This window comes from Massilia sp. CFBP9012, assembly GCF_034045115.1.
Lineage (GTDB): Bacteria > Pseudomonadota > Gammaproteobacteria > Burkholderiales > Burkholderiaceae_D > Telluria.
Genome location: NZ_JAXCWM010000003.1, coordinates 275,167 through 292,510, shown reverse-complemented (window position 1 = coordinate 292,510; position 17,344 = coordinate 275,167). Strand labels below are relative to the sequence as shown.

At 63.4% G+C, this 17,344-nt stretch carries 12 protein-coding genes; 7 read left to right on the top strand and 5 right to left on the bottom strand.

What is annotated here, in order from left to right; genetic code table 11:
- Nucleotide 1: 1 nt before the first annotated feature.
- Genes SOM61_RS06230 through SOM61_RS06220 form a run of 3 tightly spaced genes read right to left on the bottom strand, consistent with a single transcriptional unit; the run spans nucleotide 2 to nucleotide 3,145 of the window.
- Nucleotides 2-1,543 carry a sensor histidine kinase gene (locus SOM61_RS06230; protein ID WP_320473292.1) on the bottom strand — a complete coding sequence of 514 codons (1,542 nt, stop codon included), beginning with the start codon at nucleotides 1,541-1,543 and terminating at the stop codon, nucleotides 2-4.
- The gene (locus tag SOM61_RS06225; protein ID WP_320473291.1) at nucleotides 1,540-2,490 is read right to left on the bottom strand and encodes a hypothetical protein; all 951 of its coding nucleotides are present in this window, start codon (nucleotides 2,488-2,490) and stop codon (nucleotides 1,540-1,542) included. The genes SOM61_RS06230 and SOM61_RS06225 overlap by 4 nt, the downstream gene beginning before the upstream one ends.
- Before the next feature lie 4 nt (nucleotides 2,491-2,494).
- Entirely contained in the window at nucleotides 2,495-3,145 is a 651-nt protein-coding gene (locus SOM61_RS06220) for a response regulator (protein WP_123071681.1), read from the bottom strand.
- Between the two features lie 399 nt (nucleotides 3,146-3,544).
- On the opposite strand from SOM61_RS06220, the gene SOM61_RS06215 reads away from it, so the two are divergent.
- The 4 genes from SOM61_RS06215 to SOM61_RS06200 all read left to right on the top strand — a co-directional run bounded on the left by SOM61_RS06215 (nucleotide 3,545) and on the right by SOM61_RS06200 (nucleotide 9,278).
- A complete protein-coding gene (locus SOM61_RS06215) occupies nucleotides 3,545-4,204 on the top strand; it encodes an energy transducer TonB (RefSeq protein ID WP_320473290.1) in 660 nt (219 codons plus the stop codon).
- Between the two features lie 123 nt (nucleotides 4,205-4,327).
- Complete coding sequence (locus tag SOM61_RS06210) at nucleotides 4,328-6,571, top strand: M28 family peptidase (protein WP_320473289.1); 2,244 nt, start codon at nucleotides 4,328-4,330, stop codon at nucleotides 6,569-6,571.
- A gap of 71 nt (nucleotides 6,572-6,642) precedes the next feature.
- The gene (locus tag SOM61_RS06205; protein WP_320473288.1) at nucleotides 6,643-8,259 is read left to right on the top strand and encodes a M28 family peptidase; all 1,617 of its coding nucleotides are present in this window, start codon (nucleotides 6,643-6,645) and stop codon (nucleotides 8,257-8,259) included.
- A 170-nt stretch (nucleotides 8,260-8,429) separates the two neighbouring features.
- Entirely contained in the window at nucleotides 8,430-9,278 is an 849-nt protein-coding gene (locus SOM61_RS06200; RefSeq protein ID WP_320473287.1) for an alpha/beta fold hydrolase, read from the top strand.
- A 51-nt stretch (nucleotides 9,279-9,329) separates the two neighbouring features.
- On the opposite strand, the gene sodC is transcribed toward SOM61_RS06200, so the two are convergent.
- The gene (sodC, locus tag SOM61_RS06195) at nucleotides 9,330-9,851 is read right to left on the bottom strand and encodes a superoxide dismutase [Cu-Zn] SodC (protein ID WP_320473286.1); all 522 of its coding nucleotides are present in this window, start codon (nucleotides 9,849-9,851) and stop codon (nucleotides 9,330-9,332) included.
- A 303-nt stretch (nucleotides 9,852-10,154) separates the two neighbouring features.
- On the opposite strand from sodC, the gene SOM61_RS06190 reads away from it, so the two are divergent.
- The 3 genes from SOM61_RS06190 to SOM61_RS06180 all read left to right on the top strand — a co-directional run bounded on the left by SOM61_RS06190 (nucleotide 10,155) and on the right by SOM61_RS06180 (nucleotide 12,793).
- Nucleotides 10,155-11,090, top strand: a complete 936-nt coding sequence (locus SOM61_RS06190; protein ID WP_320473285.1) for a class I SAM-dependent methyltransferase — start codon at nucleotides 10,155-10,157, stop codon at nucleotides 11,088-11,090.
- A gap of 159 nt (nucleotides 11,091-11,249) precedes the next feature.
- Nucleotides 11,250-11,753 carry a tlde1 domain-containing protein gene (locus SOM61_RS06185; RefSeq protein ID WP_320473284.1) on the top strand — a complete coding sequence of 168 codons (504 nt, stop codon included), beginning with the start codon at nucleotides 11,250-11,252 and terminating at the stop codon, nucleotides 11,751-11,753.
- 668 nt (nucleotides 11,754-12,421) lie between these two features.
- Nucleotides 12,422-12,793 carry a hypothetical protein gene (locus SOM61_RS06180; RefSeq protein WP_320473283.1) on the top strand — a complete coding sequence of 124 codons (372 nt, stop codon included), beginning with the start codon at nucleotides 12,422-12,424 and terminating at the stop codon, nucleotides 12,791-12,793.
- A 227-nt stretch (nucleotides 12,794-13,020) separates the two neighbouring features.
- Here the strand turns inward: SOM61_RS06180 and rpoC are convergent, their stop codons facing one another.
- Entirely contained in the window at nucleotides 13,021-17,268 is a 4,248-nt protein-coding gene (rpoC, locus tag SOM61_RS06175) for a DNA-directed RNA polymerase subunit beta' (RefSeq protein ID WP_320473282.1), read from the bottom strand.
- Nucleotides 17,269-17,344: the final 76 nt, after the last annotated feature.

The following is a 17,344-nucleotide window of genomic DNA, read 5'->3' as shown; positions in this document are numbered from 1 at the left end:
CTTATCGTTGTGAGGTTGATGCTTCGGAAATCGTTGACGGCACGCTTGGTGCATGGACCGGCAGGTTGAGCGGCAGCGCGATCGCGACGTCGGTGCCTTCGCCCGGGCTGGAACGCACCTCGATCGTGCCCTGCAGCGCATAGACGCGCTCGCGCATGCCGATGATGCCGATGCCTTCCGAGGCACTGGCGGTGTCGAAGCCGGCGCCGTCGTCGACCACGCGGATGCGCAGCATGCCCTTGCCTTCGTCCAGCAGCAGGCTGACGTGGGCCGAGCGCGCGGCGGCGTGCTTCATGACGTTGGACAGGGCTTCCTGCACGATGCGGTAGGCGGAAATCGCCAGCTCGTTCGACAGGCGCGCGAAATCGCCCTCGCTGTGCAGGTCGAAGCGGCAGCCGGAGGTGGTGTCGTAGTGGCGCACCATCTCTTCCACCGCGCCGTGCAGGCCCAGCATGTCGAGCACCTCGGGACGCAGGCGGCGCACCAGGCGCCGGCCGTTGGCGTACAGGTCGAGCGCCAGCTTGGTGATGGCTTCGGACTTGCGCCGGATCTCGTCGACTTCGGGCCCGGGCGGCGCCTTGGCCGCCAGCAGGCCGATCGACTGCGCCTCGAGGCGCGCCGCGATCAGCGACGCATTGAGCTCATCGTGGATCTCGACCGCGATGCTCTTGCGCTCGTCCTCGATGATCTCGTTGACCTTCTGGATCAGCTTGCGCTTGTCGGCGTCGGCGCGCAGCGCCTCGTTGCGCGAGGCCAGCAGGTCGCGCGTGCGCTCGGCCACCTTGTTCTCGAGGTCGCGCTTGGATTCGTCCAGCGCCAGCGACATCTCGCCGATCGAGGCCTGCAGCTCGCCGATCTCGCCGCCGGTGGTGACCGGTGGATGCACGCGGTAGTTGCCGCCCCGGATCTGGCGCAGGGTGCCGATCGCCTCGCGCAGCGGCACGATCAGCGAGCGCGCCAGCACCCAGGCCAGGATGCCGCTCGCGGCCAGCGCCAGCGCCGCCATCGACAGCTCGATCTGGAAGCGGTCGGTCTGCTTGGCCATCATGTTCGCCGGCGACATCGTCACCCGCACCCAGCCGACGACTTCGGTGGTGAGCGTGGGCGGGCGCGAATCGCTCGATGCCGACACGTGCGGCGTGCCGTTGTCAGAGAACAGGTTGATCCACACGACTTGCTTGCGGATCGGCGCCTCGTAGTAATGGGCCTGGGCGTCGCTGGCCGAATCGGACACCACGCGCACCGCGGCGCGGCCGCTGCCGTCGATCACGTCGACCTTGTAGATGCTGCGGTCGGACTGCACCAGGCCGTTGATGGTCAGGCGCAGGTCGGACAGATTGCCCGAGATGACGTTGTATTCGGACGTCTCGGCAAGCGCGCGCGCCAGGATGCGTCCGCGCTCGGCCAGCTCCTCGGCCACCTGGGCCCGGTGCGCATACCAGGAATACCAGACGAAGGAGGTGAACAGCAGGATCACGGGCAGCATGGTGATGACTGCCATGCGCCGTCCGACACCCCAGCCGCGCCAGAAACGCAGGTTCATTGCGGGGCCGGCGCGCGCCGTGCGAAGTTGCGGGCGCCGTCGGTCACGCGCAGGTCGAGCGAACTGGCCACCCCTTCGTTGATGATGGTGCGGAAGTAGCGCGGGAACTGCGGCGGATCGAGTTCGCCGGTGCGCACGAAGTCGGCGGCCAGCTCGGCCACCTGGGCATTGATCTCCTCGATCTCGGAGTAGGTGGTGGCGAGCGCGCCCACCTTGACCATGTCGGCCGAGAAGCCGATCACGCCCTGCTTGCGGCGGTAGGTCGAGAGCAGGATATTGCGCACGTTCTCGGCGTTGTAGATGTCGCTGTCGGGCAGCGCCAGCAGGGTCTCGGCGCGCGTCATGCTGTTGAGCGTGTGATTCAGGTCGTCGCCCGGCGCATACATCTGGATCTCGGTCGCATCGGTCAGCGCCGGCTTCAGGAAGGCGGTGTCGGGGCCGAGCAGCACGCCGACCCGCACCGGGCGGCCGTACAGCAGCTCGGCCAGGCGCATCTGGTCGTTCGGCGCCGGCTCGGCATAGATCGCTGTCATGGCCATGCGGCGCGGCTTGGGCAAGCGCGCGGTAAGCGTGCGCCACACCTGGCTTGAGGTATACGCCGAGATCACCACGCAATCGCAGCGGCGCGACAGCGCGTCGCGCAGCGCGGTCGGGCCGATCGCCACGTACAGCATGCGGCGCTTCTGCGCCAGCTCGGTGCGAAAGGCCGCGAAGGTGGGCACCAGGCGCTTGTACAGGTCGTCGGCGATGCGATGGGTGACGGCGCTGTCGTCACCGGTCAGGATCTGGAAGCGGTAGCCCTGCGTTTCTTCGCGTTCGCGTTCCGCCTGCTGGGCGGCGTGGACGCTGCCGGCCGACAGCGCCAGCATGAAGGCAAGGACCAGCAAGGGCGCCAGCGCGGGCGCGCGCCTGCGCTGGTGGGGCATGCGGCGCGGGAGGATGGCCATCGCGTCAGGGCTCGATCAGGCCGTGCTTGACCGCCAGCAGCGTGATGCTGGCCTGGCGGTGCACGCCCAGCTTTTCCTTGATCGACTGGCTGATATTGCTGATGGTCTTGGTCGACAGGTCGAGGCGCTCCGCGATCTCGGCATTGGTCATGCCCTCGGCCATCAGCTTGAAGATTTCCAGTCCGCGCTCGTCGAGCTGCGACTGCGGCGTGACTTCGCCGCGCACCGCCATGCTGGCCAGGCGCGACGCGATGTGCGGCAGGAAGTACAGCTTGCCCTCGTGGGCGTGGCGCACCGCGGTGGCCAGGTCGGCCGGGTCGCAATCCTTGGTGACGAAGGCATGGGCGCCGAGGCGATAGGTTTCCTTGATCAGGCTGTCCTGGTCAAACTGGCTCAGGAAAACGATCTTGGCCGACGGGTCGGACTTGAGGATGGCCTGGGCCGCGTCCATGCCGGTCAGCTCGGTGCCGAAGCGCATGTCGAGCACCGCGACGTCGGGATGCTCGGCGGCGTACAGCGCGGTCGCCTCGCTCGGAGTCTTGGCCTGCCCCACCACCTGCATGCCGGCCGCTTCGAGCGACATGGCGAAACCGGTCATGACGATCGGGTGATCATCCGCGAGCATGACGCGGATGGGTTTGTTCTGTTCTGCCAATTTGATTCTCCTGGCGCGTGGCCGGTGTGCTTTGCCAGTGTCTGGCGTGGGTCTGGCTTCTGCCGAGGCCGGGGCGAAAAGCCACGGCACAGTTGGGAATTATTTCATACAACGGGCGGGGAAGCGAATGGAAAGGCGGAGAACTTTTGTGCTCTGCGGCAGGCGTTTTTGAGGCGCTTCCTTTTGCTGGACGCGTGGACGGTGGGGCCGTCCACCCTACGGCTGGCATCGCTTGGTACGTTGCCGCACACACAACTGGAAACAAATTTACTAGAGTATGGATTTGCATTCTGCTAGGACATAGCATATATTGATTCTAACGAGCTGTAGATATGCATTCTTCCAAGGTAGTAAACCTGGCCATCCCGAGGGATGCCGGAACGAATAAAGGAGGTTGCCATGCATTTTTCTGACATCAATCAAGGTGCCGGCAAGGCCGGCAAGTTCGCCCTGGTGGCCGGCCTGCACGTACTGGTGGCGATGGGCGTCATCAGCACCATGAACGCCAAGTCGCTCTCGCTGCCCGCCATGCTGGAAGACAAGCTGGTGTGGATCCAGCCGGAGGCGCCACCGCCTGCCCCGCCACCCGAACCACCGAAACCCGTCGCCAAGGCCGCACCGCCCGATATCGTGGTGCCGGACGTGGAAGTCGAGGTGCCCGCGCCGCCGATCGAGCAGGCGATAGAGGCAAGCACGGAGCCATCGCCCGAACCGGCCCAGCAAACCCAGTCCGAAGCCCCGCCGCAGCCGGCCGCCACGCCGTCGTCGAACAGCGGCGAGATGCGTAGCGCGGTGCTGGCCGACGCCAACGGCTGTGCCAAACCCGATTATCCGGTGCGCGCTGCGCGCAATGGCGAGACCGGGACCGTGACCTTGGCGCTGCTGGTCGGGACCGATGGCCGGGTGCAGGACTCCCGCATCCAGTCTTCCAGCGGCTCGCGTGAGCTCGATCGCGCCGCCGTGCATGCCCTGAGCATGTGCAAATTCCAGCCGGCGATGAACGGCGGCACAGCCGAATCCGGGTGGGCACAGCTCGCCTATGTCTGGACACTCGAGTAAGACCGTCTTCCCCTCTTGAGCCCGCCAATCTTCATCCGGCGGGCTTTTTTTCGCCCCTATGACTGGTGCATAGACGCCGGCACGGGCACGCATTCGATCACAACAACAATGGAGAGAGAACACATGGATGCAGAAAGCGCACCGATACCGGCGATACGTCTCACCGGGTTCATGCACGCCCTTGCCGGCTGCCTGGGACTGGCCGTGCTGGCCATCCTGGGCTGGATGGCCTTGACGCAGCCGCCCGCGCCCGAACCGAAGATAGAGACCGCGGCCGGCAGCTGGAACGCCCGCGTGCAGGAGCATATGCGGGTGCTGGCGGCCACTCCGCGTTCGATCGCGACCGAGGGCAATGCCCAGGCGCGCGCCTATCTGCTGTCGGAACTGCGGGCGATGGGGCTGGCGCCGGCGGTGCAGCGCGCCACGGTGCGCAAGTCGGTCGTCTACTATTTTGGCGCCATCCACAACACGGTCGGCGTCGTCCACAACGTCGTCGCCAGGATTCCCGGCAGCGCGCCGGATGCGGGCCGCCGCCCGGCACTGCTGCTCACGGCGCACTACGACAGCGGCAACGCCGTGCACGACGCGGTGGGCGGCGCCACCACCATGGCAGCCCTGCTCGAAACGGCGCGCTCGCTGCGCGCCGCGCCGCCCGCCAACGACGTCGTGCTGCTGTTCGCCGACGGTCACCACGTCGGCGCGCTGGGCGCCAAGGGCTTCGTTGAACAGCATCCGCTGGCCCCCAACATCGGCCTGGCGCTCAAGTTCGATCCTTCCGGCGATGCCGGGCTGCGCATGCTTGAAACCAGCGGCGCGGGCGGCGCCGCGCTGGCCGGCTGGATGCGCGCCGCGCCCGAGCTGCGCGGCTCCTCGCTCGAGACGACCCTGGCGCGCATGCTGAACGACGCGCCGCACGTCGGTCCGCTGGCGGCGCTCGATACGCCGGTGCTGCTGTTCGCCGGCGGCGAGGGAAACCCGCGGCAGTTGGGCGATGCGATGCTGCGCCTGGCGCAAGCCTATGGCAACACGCCGCTGACGCGTGGGGCGCAGACGGCGGCCGCCTATTTTTCGCTGCCCATCGTGGGCTTGGTGCAGCACCCGGCCTGGCTCGCCTGGGTACCCACGATCCTGTCCTGCCTGATGCTGGGCTTCGCCTGGCGCCGCCTGTTCGGCGCGGACGGCGCGACCGAGGCGGCGCAAGGCATGTTTGGCGTCTGCTTCCTGCTGCTCGTGGTGCGCGTCGGCAGCTGGACCTGGCGCGAAGAGATCGCCGCCGCCGGCCTTGCGGGCGAGCACCGCCTGCCGCTGGTGGTGATGGTGGTCGCGGCCTGCGTCTTCGTCGCCGGGCTGTATCTGCTGCGCCGCTGCGTCGGCGCTGCGGCGATGGTGCTCGGCGCGCTGGCCTGGCCTGCGCTGGTGCTGCTGCTGGTCGTCTTCTTTCTGCCCGGCGCCGCCTACGTGCTGGCCTGGCCGCTGGCAGCGGCGCTGGCCGCCTTGCTCATCCTGCAGTCGCGCTGGGGCGGGCGCCAGGCTTTCGCTTTGCGACTGCTGATACTGGTGGCCGGGCTGGCGCCGGCCGCAGCATTGTTGCCGCCGGCGCTGCGCGATGCCTGGCTTCTGCTCGCGCCGCACCATATGTACCTGCCGCCGATGCTGATGGCGTTGCCGATGCTGTGCTTCGCCAGCCTGTTGCTGGTACTGTCCATCGCGCCGGCCGTCGCGGCCATGCTGGCGCTGCTGGCCGCAAGCTGTTTCGCCCTGCCGGGACAGGCGGCGCCGCGCGCCGCGCCGCCGCCCGCATCCGATGGCCTCGAACGCCTGGTCTATTACAAGGATGCGAACACCTGGCGCGCATACTGGCTGCTGCCGGAGCAGGCACAGGGCGACTGGATCCGCCAGCTGTTCCCCGGCCGCCAGCCGACCATCTTCGTCGAAGTCTTCGGCTGGAACAGCCCGCGCCAATGGTATGCCGAAGCGCCGCGCGACGATGCGGTCGCCTTCCCCGAATGCTTCGCCCTGCGCAACACCGTCGGCAAGGTGCGGCGCGCCACGTTCACGGTGCGTTCAAAAAACCGCGCGCCGCACATCGAGCTGCGCATGTCGGGCGCCAAGGCGCTGCGCTCGCGGCTCGACGGCGTGCCGTTGACGTCCAAGGAGGCGCCATGGCTGCTGTCGCTGTACGGAATGGAAGACCGCGTGCTGCACTTCGAGATCGAGAGCGCGCCCGAGGAGATTTTCGCGATCACCGTGCAGGAGCGCATGCCCGGCCTGCCGCAGCATCTTCTACCTGCGCGCGAGGAAGGCGCCCCGTATTTACGGGAGCAATCGGGAATGACGATGTCGACCGATATCCTGCGATTTTATTGAGAACTTGTCATAGAATGTTCCGCGCACGCCACGAACGTGCCCTTCCCGATCAACTCAAGTCGCAGGATTTTATGTACAAGATCGTCTCTTCCCTCGTCCTTACCGCGCTCGCCGGCAGCCTGGCGCTGGCCTATCCGGCCCATGCGCAAACCGTCCAGGAAGCGCCGCTGCGCGCGCACCTGGCCCACCTGTCCGCCGACGCCATGGAAGGCCGCGGCACCGGCCAGCGCGGCGGCGAGCTGACCGTCGCCTACCTCGAGGCGCAGGCGAAGGCCGCTGGCCTGAAACCGGCCAACGGCAACAGCTTCCGCCAGGCGGTCAAGATCGCCGGCGTGCGTTCGCTGCCGGCCAAGAGCGACATCGCGATCACCGCCGGCGGCAAGGCGCTGCCGCTGCAGTTCGGCGCTGACTGGGTCTGGGGCCCGGGCGACGGCAAGGCAGATCACAAGCTGGACGCCGACCTGGTCTTCGTCGGCTACGGCACCGTGGCGCCAGAAGAAGGCGGCTGGAACGACTTCAAGGGCATGAACCTGAAGGGCAAGGTGCTGGTGATGATGGTGAACGACCCACTGCCGACCGCAGCGGAACCGAATCGCTTCAACGGCGAAGGCCTGACCTACTACGGCCGCTGGACCTATAAATTCGAGGAAGCGGCGCGCCAGGGTGCGGCCGGCGCCATCCTGATCCACACCGACAAATCGGCCTCGTACGGCTGGAGCGTGGTGCAGAACAGCTGGGCCAACGCCGAGCGCTTCCAGCTCACCGAAGGCAAAGTGGGCACCGGCCTGCAGGGCTGGATGACCGATGACACCGCACGCAAGGTGTTCGCCGCCGCCGGCCAGGACCTCGATAAGCTGCGCGCCGCCGCCGAAGACAAGAACTTCAAGCCGGTGACCCTGAAGGCCCGCCTGAAAGGCACCGCGCGCGCAGAAGTACGCAAGCTCGAAGAGTTCAACGTGGCCGGCGTGGTGCCGGGCACCGATCCGAAACTCAAGGACGAAGTGGTGATCTACAGCGCGCACTGGGACCACATGGGCAAGCAGGGTACCGAGGGCGACACCATCTTCAACGGCGCCGTCGACAACGCGTCGGGCACCGGCGCGCTGCTGGCGATGGCCGAGCAAGCCGTCAAGCACCCGGCCAAGCGCAGCCAGATGTTCCTGTGGGTAGCCGCAGAAGAGCAAGGCCTGCTGGGTAGCGCCGCCTACGTCGCCAAGCCGCTGTGGCCGATCGCGAAGACCGCCGCCAACCTGAACCTGGACAGCCTGAACTGGGTGGGCCTGGTAAAGGACGTCAGCGTGCCGGGCAGCGAGCGCACCGAACTCGGTGCGATGGCCGCCGCCACCGCCCAGGCCATGGGCCTGACCGTTGCGCCAGCCAAGCCCGACCTGGCCGGCGGTTACTTCCGCAGCGACCACTTCAGCTTCGCCAAGGCCGGCGTGCCGGCCTTCTCGGTGGGCGCGGGCCGCAGCTGGGTGAAGGACGTCGAAGCCAACAACGCCAAGGCCGCGACATACCGCGACAAGTACCATCAAGCGTCGGATGAATACGATCCGAGCTGGGACCTGTCGGGCATGGTGCAGCAGGCGCAGTACACGCTGAACCTGGGCCGCGCAGTGGCCGACGCGCCGAAGATGCCGGCGTGGAAGGAAGGCGATCCGTTCGGTAAAGCGCGCGCGGCGAAGTAATCGCACCCGCCAAGCCTCAAGTTTAGTCAGCACCACCACGTCGTTCCCGCGAAGGCGGGAACCCAAGTTTGCCAGCGTCTTCGTAACGCGAGAAACTTAGGTTCCCGCCTCCGCGGGAACGACGCGTTTGGGCCAACGATTTTTCGATCCACTGACGAGAGAGGCGAACGATGCGGGAAGAAGACCTGGTGCTCGGCGACGGGCGCACGCTGCACTTCTACGACCTGGCGCCACCCGGCGAGCAGGAGCTGGCCGTGTTCTGGCACCACGGCACGCCGAACATCGGTCGCCCGCCCGAGCCGCTGTTCGCCCTCGCGGCGCAGCTGCACATACGCTGGATCGGCTACGACCGCCCGGCCTATGGCGGCTCGTCGGAACGCAGCGGGCGGGACGTCGCCTCGGCGGCCTTCGACGTCGAGCGCATCGCCGACCGGCTGGGCATCCGGCGCTTCGCGGTGATGGGGCATTCGGGTGGCGGGCCGCATGCGCTGGCTTGCGCCGCCCTGCTGCCGGAGCGGGTGGTGGGCGCGGTCAGCATTGCGGGCCTGGCGCCGCCCGATGCACGGGGACTCGACTGGTTCAAAGGCATGGGCGCATACGGGGTGGCAGCGCTGCGTGCGGCGGCGCAGGGGCGCGCGGCCAAGGCATATCATGAGGCGCTCGGGCTCGCGTTCGACCGGGAGATGTTCACACTTGAAGACTGGGACGCGCTGGCGGGGCCGTGGTCATGGTTCGACAGCGTGGTGGGACCTGCGGTGGCCAAGGGGCCGGACGGCTTGATCGACGACGATATCGCCTATGTGACGCCGTGGGGATTCGATTGCACGCGCATCGCCTGTCCGACGCTGTTCGTGCACGGGATGCAGGATCTCGTGGTGCCGGCCTCGCACAGCGAATGGCTGGCGCGTCACTGCCGTTCGGCCGAGCTGTGGCAGCGGCCGGACGATGGGCATATCTCGGTGATGAACTACGCCGCGTCGAGCCTGGTGTGGCTGCGCGGGCAGTTGCGCGTGGATTGATCGCGGACGGCGTGCCTTGCGCTGCCATCCGCTTTCAGTGAGCGTCGAAGCTTACTGGATCACGCCGCAAGCCATGCGGCCGCCTCCGCCACCCAGCGGCGCCGGGTGATCGGAGTGGTTGTCGCCGCCGACGTGGACCATCAGGGCCTTGCCTTTGATGTCCGACATCTTCAGGCGTGGGGCCAGGACCGGGTTGGTGGCGGCGCCCTTGGCGTCGACGGTCAGCGCAGGCAGGTCACCCAGGTGGCCGTCGCCCCATGGGGTGCCGTGTTTGCCCGTCTTGGCAGGGTCGAGGTGGCCGCCCGCCGCGCCGGCCGGGACGGTCTTGCCGTCAGCCTGGTTCGGCGCGCAGCTGCCGTTGGCGTGGATGTGGAAGCCGTGCAGGCCGGGCGTCAGGTCCTTGAGGTCGGGCGTGAACACGACGCCGAACTTGGTTTCGTTGAGCGTCACGGTGCCAACGGTGGCGCCATCGCCTTTGTCGGTGGCCAGCTTGAGAGTCACGGTATTGTCGGCGGCACTGGCCGTAGCGCATACGGCGCTCAGCAGTACGGCGCTCATCCATCGCATTTTCATTGTTTGCTCCTTCGAAGAACTACAGGGATAGTAAAAAGCCAACCCAGTGTAGAACAATCCCATGCATTGGGGCGTCCTGCTGACTTGGGTATGCCTGCCGACAGAGGTTCTGTTCGAACTTAAGCCAGTGCTGCCGGGATACAGGAGTTACGTGGAGCAACGATTATTGGATGCGATCGACTACGGCGCACGTTGGAATGCAAGTGCGCACGTTTGAGGAGGGGCAGATTGGCACAACCACCGCTTGCTACGCTGACCAGCAACGCCACTTGACCGATCAGGACTCCGCCATGAGAGGACGTTATGCCTGAGCGCATTTGTCCAGCATGCCATGCCGATGATACCAAGGCCGTCGACTCAGTCGATCGGAAGGACCTGATCCGCAGCTATCGCCAGAAAGGCATCGACGTCAGTGCCTATCTTCATGGCGACAGCGTCACCTTATGCCACTGCAACCACTGCGAACTGGGCTTTTTCGATCCAGCCTGTGTGGGTGATGGTTTCTTCTACGAGCAGCTGCAGACACAGGACTGGTACTACCAGGACGACAAACCGGAATACGCCCATGCGGCGAAGCTGATTCATCAGGATAGTTCGGTCCTCGAAGTCGGCTGTGGAAAGGGAGCATTCCGGCGCTGGTTGCCGCAATCGATCCGGTACACCGGGCTCGAGTTCAATGACGAGGCCGTACAAAAGGCGCGTGCTGCCGGGCTGGACGTCAGGAAACAGCCGGTCGAGGAGCATGTTGCCGCAAGTCGCCGCTACGATGTCGTGTGCGCGTTCCAGGTACTGGAACATGTGGAGCATCCCAAGCAGTTCTTCCACGCCTGCGTCCAAGCGCTCAAGCCCGGCGGCACCCTGCTGATCGCCGTGCCAGCCCAGGACAGCTTCCTGGCGATCGCACCGAACTCTCCGCTCAATATGCCGCCGCATCATGTCACGCGCTGGACTGACCGTGCGCTGACCAATCTGGCCCGCAGTGAAGGTTTCAGCAAGACCGACATCTGGCACGAACCCGTGGCCGACTTCCACAAGGAGTGGCATGCGACGACGCTGGCCTATCACGCGTTGACGCGGTTCGGTCTCTATCGTCCTCGCTTGATCGATAACGGCATGCGCTATCGACTGCTTGGTCACCTGGTTCGCAGATCTATGCTGCGCCGGTATCTCATGCGGAGTGCGCTTAGGGCTAGCCCAAGACTGACGGTCGGACATACAGTTATGCTGGCTGCTTCGTAACCTGAAGGATCGAACCTGCTCTGGCCCTCCACCCACCATTGAACGTTGCCGTTCACTGGCGAGCATCTTCTGTTAACTTGAGTAGGAATAAATTAGACCTTCGCAGAATGACCAATCATCCATTGGCGGCAAGCACATGCTCAAGCCGATCTATCGAGGATGCGGATGATGGCAAGATATGCTGAGGAAAGAGGATTCCCGCGCTCGCCAGCGTGTGCAAAATCAAGCATTTCGTTGAGATTTGATGGAAAAACGCTACACGCCTTCGGAACCAAAGCGTCATTGGTCTTCCCCGCAGCGTCAGGAAAGCCGAACGGGAGAGGACACTTCGACTACTCGACAGAGCGGCAACGCATTCCTTTCCACGGCCCTATCCCTGCTGGTCAATACTGGATCCAGCCATCCCAACTATGGGAAAACAACTGGATCAAGAGCGCTCTTCATTCACCTCGAGGAGCTTGGGGTAATTTTCGACTTACAATCCATCCATATCCGCATACGCAGACACATGGTCGAGGAGGCTTCTTCATCCATGGGGGTGCCGTGGCGGGCAGTGCAGGCTGCATCGATCTAGTCCAGTATATCGACAGGTTTGTTGAGCGCCTCAAGCAGGAGCTCGGAGGACTTCCGGAATGCTATGTCATTCTCACCGTGCAATACTAGCGCTCGCCTGCCTTTTCTATCCCGCAGTTCTACAAGCTGAAGTAAGCGATAAGGAGCCTAGTGCTGTCCTTTTTTGGCAGGTGGGTTTGGCCGCAGCGCTTCTATGCCTCTTCACCGCTCGCTTCAGGCCATGGCTCGGCGCGATTTGCTTTGCGCCGGCGGCGATCTGGTTTACCGGTCTATTCCTGGAAATACACTCGCCTGACGTTGGGCCGTATCTGCGATTGGAACAGGGCAACGGTTACTACCTGCAAGCGTATGCGGCATGCGGACTTGTTGTCTCTGGACTCATCGGAGGCTATTTCTTGCACAGGCGCAAACCGTCCTGACTTATCTCCATCCACTCGCGATCGCAACAAGAACCACAGGATACAGCTGAGGTCGTGTCCGGATGTCAGACCTGACCGCGTCCAGGAATTCCAGCCTCATCGTTCACATCGAGATGGGCTTCAAGTAGATGTCCGCACAATCCGAAAAGACAGTCGTGAAGTTGGATGCAGCATCGGTGATCCGCAATATGATCAAGCAGCAACCGCTGTCTTGATTGGGCTATTCCTGCGCCACCCTTACGTTCAAGGGATACTTTTCAATGACGCGTCCATCACTGGCGTCCGGCCCAGCCGTGGGCACGACGACCATTTTCATGTTGGGCTAGCTTGAGGCAGGCGATGAACATTCTACTCTTGCATCTTTTATTTATCCTGTTGACCCCGCCCGTTGCTATCGCCAGCGACAATCTCGGACCATATAAGCCCGCAACGGTCTCGTACTGGCTGTATGGTGGCGGACTTGGAGATCCCATTCCCCCCAAGGCGAACGACAAGAAGATTGCGTTCTCTATTGAAGGAGAAGCGGCCCAGCAGATCTTCGATGCGATTGGGCCAGACAAACATGATGCTTGCACCGAAGGAAGTGGGACGCGATTTCGCGCCAGAGATAACGAGAATCTCTCGTGCACGCGCAGCAAGGATGGCGACTACGTCTGCAACTTCGGCTTCGATCTCGTCACCGGGAAGAGCATCGGTGGAAGCATTTGCTGAATATCTTCGAGCGCTTCGACCAGATGCCTGCTTTGTAGAATGCGTCTCACAATCACAAGGCAGTAGCTACTACCTGCACGCCTATGGTGCATTCGCACTTGTCATAGGCGGACCAGCCTCAGGCCATCTCTGGCATCGACGTAGGTAATCGTGACCGACGCCGCGAATTCATCGGACAAAAAAAACGGCACCCCTCAGGGTGCCGTCTTCACTAACAACTTACGCGATCACTCGCCGTCGTTATGCTGCTCAGCCGAAGCCGATGCAGTTTGCTGGTCTTCCATCGCTTGCAGCTCGGCAGCCATATTGGCTTTCTCTTGCTGCAGCAGTGCCTGACGCTCTTCCGCTTCCCACACTTCCTTCTCTTTGCGGGCGCGGTGGAATGCCAGACCGGTACCGCCAGGGATCAGGCGGCCGACGATGACGTTCTCTTTCAGGCCGCGCAGACCGTCGCGCTTGCCCATAATCGCCGCTTCGGTCAGCACGCGGGTGGTTTCCTGGAACGATGCGGCCGAGATGAACGAATCGGTCGACAGCGATGCCTTGGTAATACCCAGCAGCACGTTTTCATACTGTGCCGGCAGCTTGCCGACGGCGTTCACGCGGTCGTTCGCGTCCAGCAGTTCCGAACGTTCCACCTGCTCGCCGACGATGTAGTCGGTGTCGCCTGCTTCGGTGATCTGAACACGACGCAGCATCTGGCGAACGATCACCTCGATGTGCTTGTCGTTGATCTTCACGCCTTGCAGACGGTACACGTCCTGCACTTCGTCCACGATGTAGCGAGCCAGCGCTTCGATACCCAAGAGGCGCAGGATGTCTTGCGGATCGGCCGGGCCGTCCACGATCATCTCGCCCTTGTTCACGACTTGACCGTCGTGGACCAGCACTTGCTTGTCCTTGGTGATCAGGAACTCGTGCTTGTTGCCGTCCATGTCGGTGATCTCAAGGCGTTGCTTGCCCTTGGTCTCTTTACCGAACGCCACGGTACCGGTCACTTCAGCCAGCATGCCCGCGTCTTTCGGCGAACGTGCTTCGAACAGTTCGGCAACGCGCGGCAGACCACCGGTAATGTCGCGAGTCTTCTGCGATTCGGTCGGGATACGTGCCAGCACTTCACCAACGGTTGCTTGCTGACCGTCCTTGACCATGATCAGCGCGCCGACCTGGAAACCGATCGTCACGGCGTGTTCGGTGCCGGCGATCTTCACTTCCTGGCCTTCTTCGTTCAGCAGCTTGACCTGCGGACGCACAACCTTGCTGGCCGAACCACGACGCTTCGGATCGATCGCGACCAGGGTCGACAGACCGGTCACTTCATCGACCTGGCGAGCAACGGTGACGCCCTCTTCCACGTTCTCGAAGCGGATGGTACCGGCGTACTCGGTGATGATCGGACGGGTCAGCGGATCCCAGGTTGCCAGGGCGATACCAGCCTTGACGGTCTGGCCGTCCTTGACCAGCAGGGTCGCGCCGTACGGCACCTTGTGACGCTCGCGCTCACGGCCGTGGTCGTCGGTGATCAGCACTTCGCCCGAACGGGTAATGACGATTTGCGCGCCTTTACCGTTGGTGACGTAACGCATGGTCGCGGTGAAGCGAACCGTACCGTTCGACTTGGCTTCGACCGACGATGCCACTGCTGCACGCGATGCCGCACCACCGATGTGGAAGGTACGCATGGTCAGCTGGGTACCCGGCTCACCGATCGACTGTGCAGCGACCACACCGACTGCTTCGCCGCTGTTGACCAGGCTACCGCGGCCCAGATCGCGACCGTAGCACTTGGCGCACAGGCCGAAGCGCGTGTCGCAGTTCAGCGGGGTGCGGACCTTGACTTCGTCGATGCCGACGCGTTCGATCTCTTCGACCATGTCTTCGTCCAGCAGGGTGCCGGCTTCGTACAGGGTTTCCTGGGTTTCAGGATTGACGACATCGGTGCCGGTCACACGGCCGAGGATACGGTCGCGCAGGGCTTCGATGACTTCACCACCTTCGACCAGCGCCTTCATGTGCGTGCCGTTGTTGGTGCCGCAATCGTCTTCGATCACCACCAGATCTTGCGTCACGTCCACCAGACGACGGGTCAGGTAACCCGAGTTCGCGGTCTTCAGTGCCGTATCCGCCAGACCTTTACGAGCGCCGTGGGTCGAGATGAAGTACTGCAGAACGTTCAGGCCTTCGCGGAAGTTCGCGGTAATCGGCGTTTCGATAATCGAACCGTCCGGTTTCGCCATCAGACCACGCATACCCGCCAGCTGGCGAATCTGGGCTGCCGAACCACGGGCGCCCGAGTCGGCCATCATGTAAATCGCGTTGAACGATTCCTGGGTGCCTTCGGTGCCGTCGCGCTTGGTGACCGGCTCGATTTTCAGCTGGTCCATCATCGCCTTGCCGACTTCATCCGAGGTCTTGCCCCAGATGTCGACGACCTTGTTGTAACGCTCGCCGGCGGTGACCAGACCCGAGCTGTACTGCTGCTCGATCTGTTTCACTTCGGCTTCGGCGGTCGCGATCATGCCCTTCTTGACGTCCGGGATCAGCATGTCGTCGACAGCGATCGAGATACCGGCGCGCGTTGCCAGGCGGAAGCCCGACTGCATCAGCTTGTCGGCGAAGACGACGGTCGCACGCAGGCCGCACTTGCGGAACGACGTGTTGATCAGCTTCGAGATTTCCTTCTTCTTCAGCGAACGATTCAGCACCGAGAATGGCAGGCCTTTCGGCAGGATCTCGGACAGGATCGCACGGCCGACCGTGGTCTCGTAGCGGGTCAGGGTCTGGTCGAAGCCGCCTTCGGCGTTGCGTGGGAATTCCACGATACGCACGGTGATGCGGGTCGCCAGTTCGACTTCCTTGTTATCGTACGCGCGGATGACTTCCGACACGTCCGGGAACATCATGCCCTCGCCCTTGGCGTTGATCGCCTCGCGCGATGCGTAGTACAGACCCAGCACGATATCCTGGGACGGCACGATCGACGGTTCGCCGTTCGATGGGAACAGGATGTTGTTCGACGCCAGCATCAGCGTACGTGCTTCCATCTGCGCTTCGATCGACAGCGGGACGTGGACTGCCATCTGGTCACCGTCGAAGTCGGCGTTGAACGCCGCGCAGACCAGCGGGTGCAGCTGGATTGCTTTACCTTCGATCAGGACTGGCTCGAACGCCTGGATACCGAGACGGTGCAGCGTAGGCGCACGGTTCAGCATGATCGGGTGTTCTTTGATGACTTCTTCCAGGATGTCCCAGACCACTGGCTCTTGCACTTCGACCAGCTTCTTCGCCGCCTTGATGGTGGTCGCGAGACCCATCAGTTCCAGCTTGTTGAAGATGAACGGTTTGAACAGTTCCAGGGCCATCAGCTTCGGCAGACCGCACTGGTGCAGTTTCAGCTGTGGACCCACCACGATGACCGAACGGCCCGAGTAGTCGACGCGCTTACCCAGCAAGTTCTGACGGAAACGACCGCCTTTACCCTTGATCATTTCAGCCAGCGACTTCAGCGGACGCTTGTTGGCGCCGGTCATCGCTTTACCGCGACGGCCGTTGTCCAGCAGCGAGTCCACTGCTTCCTGCAGCATGCGCTTTTCGTTACGCGTAATGATTTCCGGAGCGCGCAGTTCCATCAGGCGCTTCAGGCGGTTATTACGGTTGATGACGCGGCGATACAGGTCGTTCAGGTCGGACGTGGCGAAACGGCCACCGTCCAGAGGGACGAGCGGACGCAGCTCTGGCGGCAGGACCGGCAGAACTTCCATGATCATCCACTCAGGCTTGATGCCCGAACGCTGGAACGCCTCGAGCACTTTCAGGCGCTTGGCGTATTTCTTGATCTTGGCTTCGGATTTCGACTCTTTCAGCTCGACGCGCAGGGCTTCGGCATCGCGGTGGATGTCGATCGAGCGCAGCAGTTCACGGATGCCTTCGGCGCCCATGAATGCGGTGAAGTCGTCGCCGTACTCTTCGTACTTGGCGGCGTAGTCGTCTTCCGACATGATCTGGCTCTTCTTGAGCGGGGTCATGCCAGGATCGGTTACCACGTATGCTTCGAAGTACAGCACGCGTTCGATGTCCCGCAGGGTCATGTCCAGGACCATGCCCAGACGCGACGGCAGCGATTTCAGGAACCAGATGTGCGCAACTGGCGACGCCAGTTCGATGTGGCCCATGCGCTCACGACGCACCTTGGCCAGGGTCACTTCAACGCCGCACTTCTCGCAGATCACACCGCGGTGCTTCAGGCGCTTGTACTTGCCGCACAGGCATTCGTAGTCCTTGATCGGGCCAAAGATCTTGGCGCAGAACAGGCCGTCACGCTCAGGCTTGAACGTACGGTAGTTGATGGTTTCCGGCTTCTTGACTTCGCCGAACGACCACGAACGGATTTTTTCAGGCGACGCCAGGCCAATCTTGATGGCGTCGAAACTTTCGTTTTGCTGAACTTGCTTGAATAGATCGAGCAGTGCTTTCATGTATCACTCCAAAGGTGATTGATTCTGTACTGAGTACTACTGCCGCCGCTTCTCACCGATTTTCGCCGGTGCTTGC

Coding starts and splice junctions, on each gene's coding strand:
- SOM61_RS06230 (WP_320473292.1), bottom strand. CDS start 1,543: ATGAACCTGCGTTTCTGGCGCGGCTGGGGTGTCGGACGGCGCATGGCA.
- SOM61_RS06225 (WP_320473291.1), bottom strand. CDS start 2,490: ATGGCCATCCTCCCGCGCCGCATGCCCCACCAGCGCAGGCGCGCGCCC.
- SOM61_RS06215 (WP_320473290.1), top strand. CDS start 3,545: ATGCATTTTTCTGACATCAATCAAGGTGCCGGCAAGGCCGGCAAGTTC.
- SOM61_RS06210 (WP_320473289.1), top strand. CDS start 4,328: ATGGATGCAGAAAGCGCACCGATACCGGCGATACGTCTCACCGGGTTC.
- SOM61_RS06205 (WP_320473288.1), top strand. CDS start 6,643: ATGTACAAGATCGTCTCTTCCCTCGTCCTTACCGCGCTCGCCGGCAGC.
- SOM61_RS06200 (WP_320473287.1), top strand. CDS start 8,430: ATGCGGGAAGAAGACCTGGTGCTCGGCGACGGGCGCACGCTGCACTTC.
- sodC (WP_320473286.1), bottom strand. CDS start 9,851: ATGAAAATGCGATGGATGAGCGCCGTACTGCTGAGCGCCGTATGCGCT.
- SOM61_RS06190 (WP_320473285.1), top strand. CDS start 10,155: ATGCCTGAGCGCATTTGTCCAGCATGCCATGCCGATGATACCAAGGCC.
- SOM61_RS06185 (WP_320473284.1), top strand. CDS start 11,250: ATGCGGATGATGGCAAGATATGCTGAGGAAAGAGGATTCCCGCGCTCG.
- SOM61_RS06180 (WP_320473283.1), top strand. CDS start 12,422: ATGAACATTCTACTCTTGCATCTTTTATTTATCCTGTTGACCCCGCCC.
- rpoC (WP_320473282.1), bottom strand. CDS start 17,268: ATGAAAGCACTGCTCGATCTATTCAAGCAAGTTCAGCAAAACGAAAGT.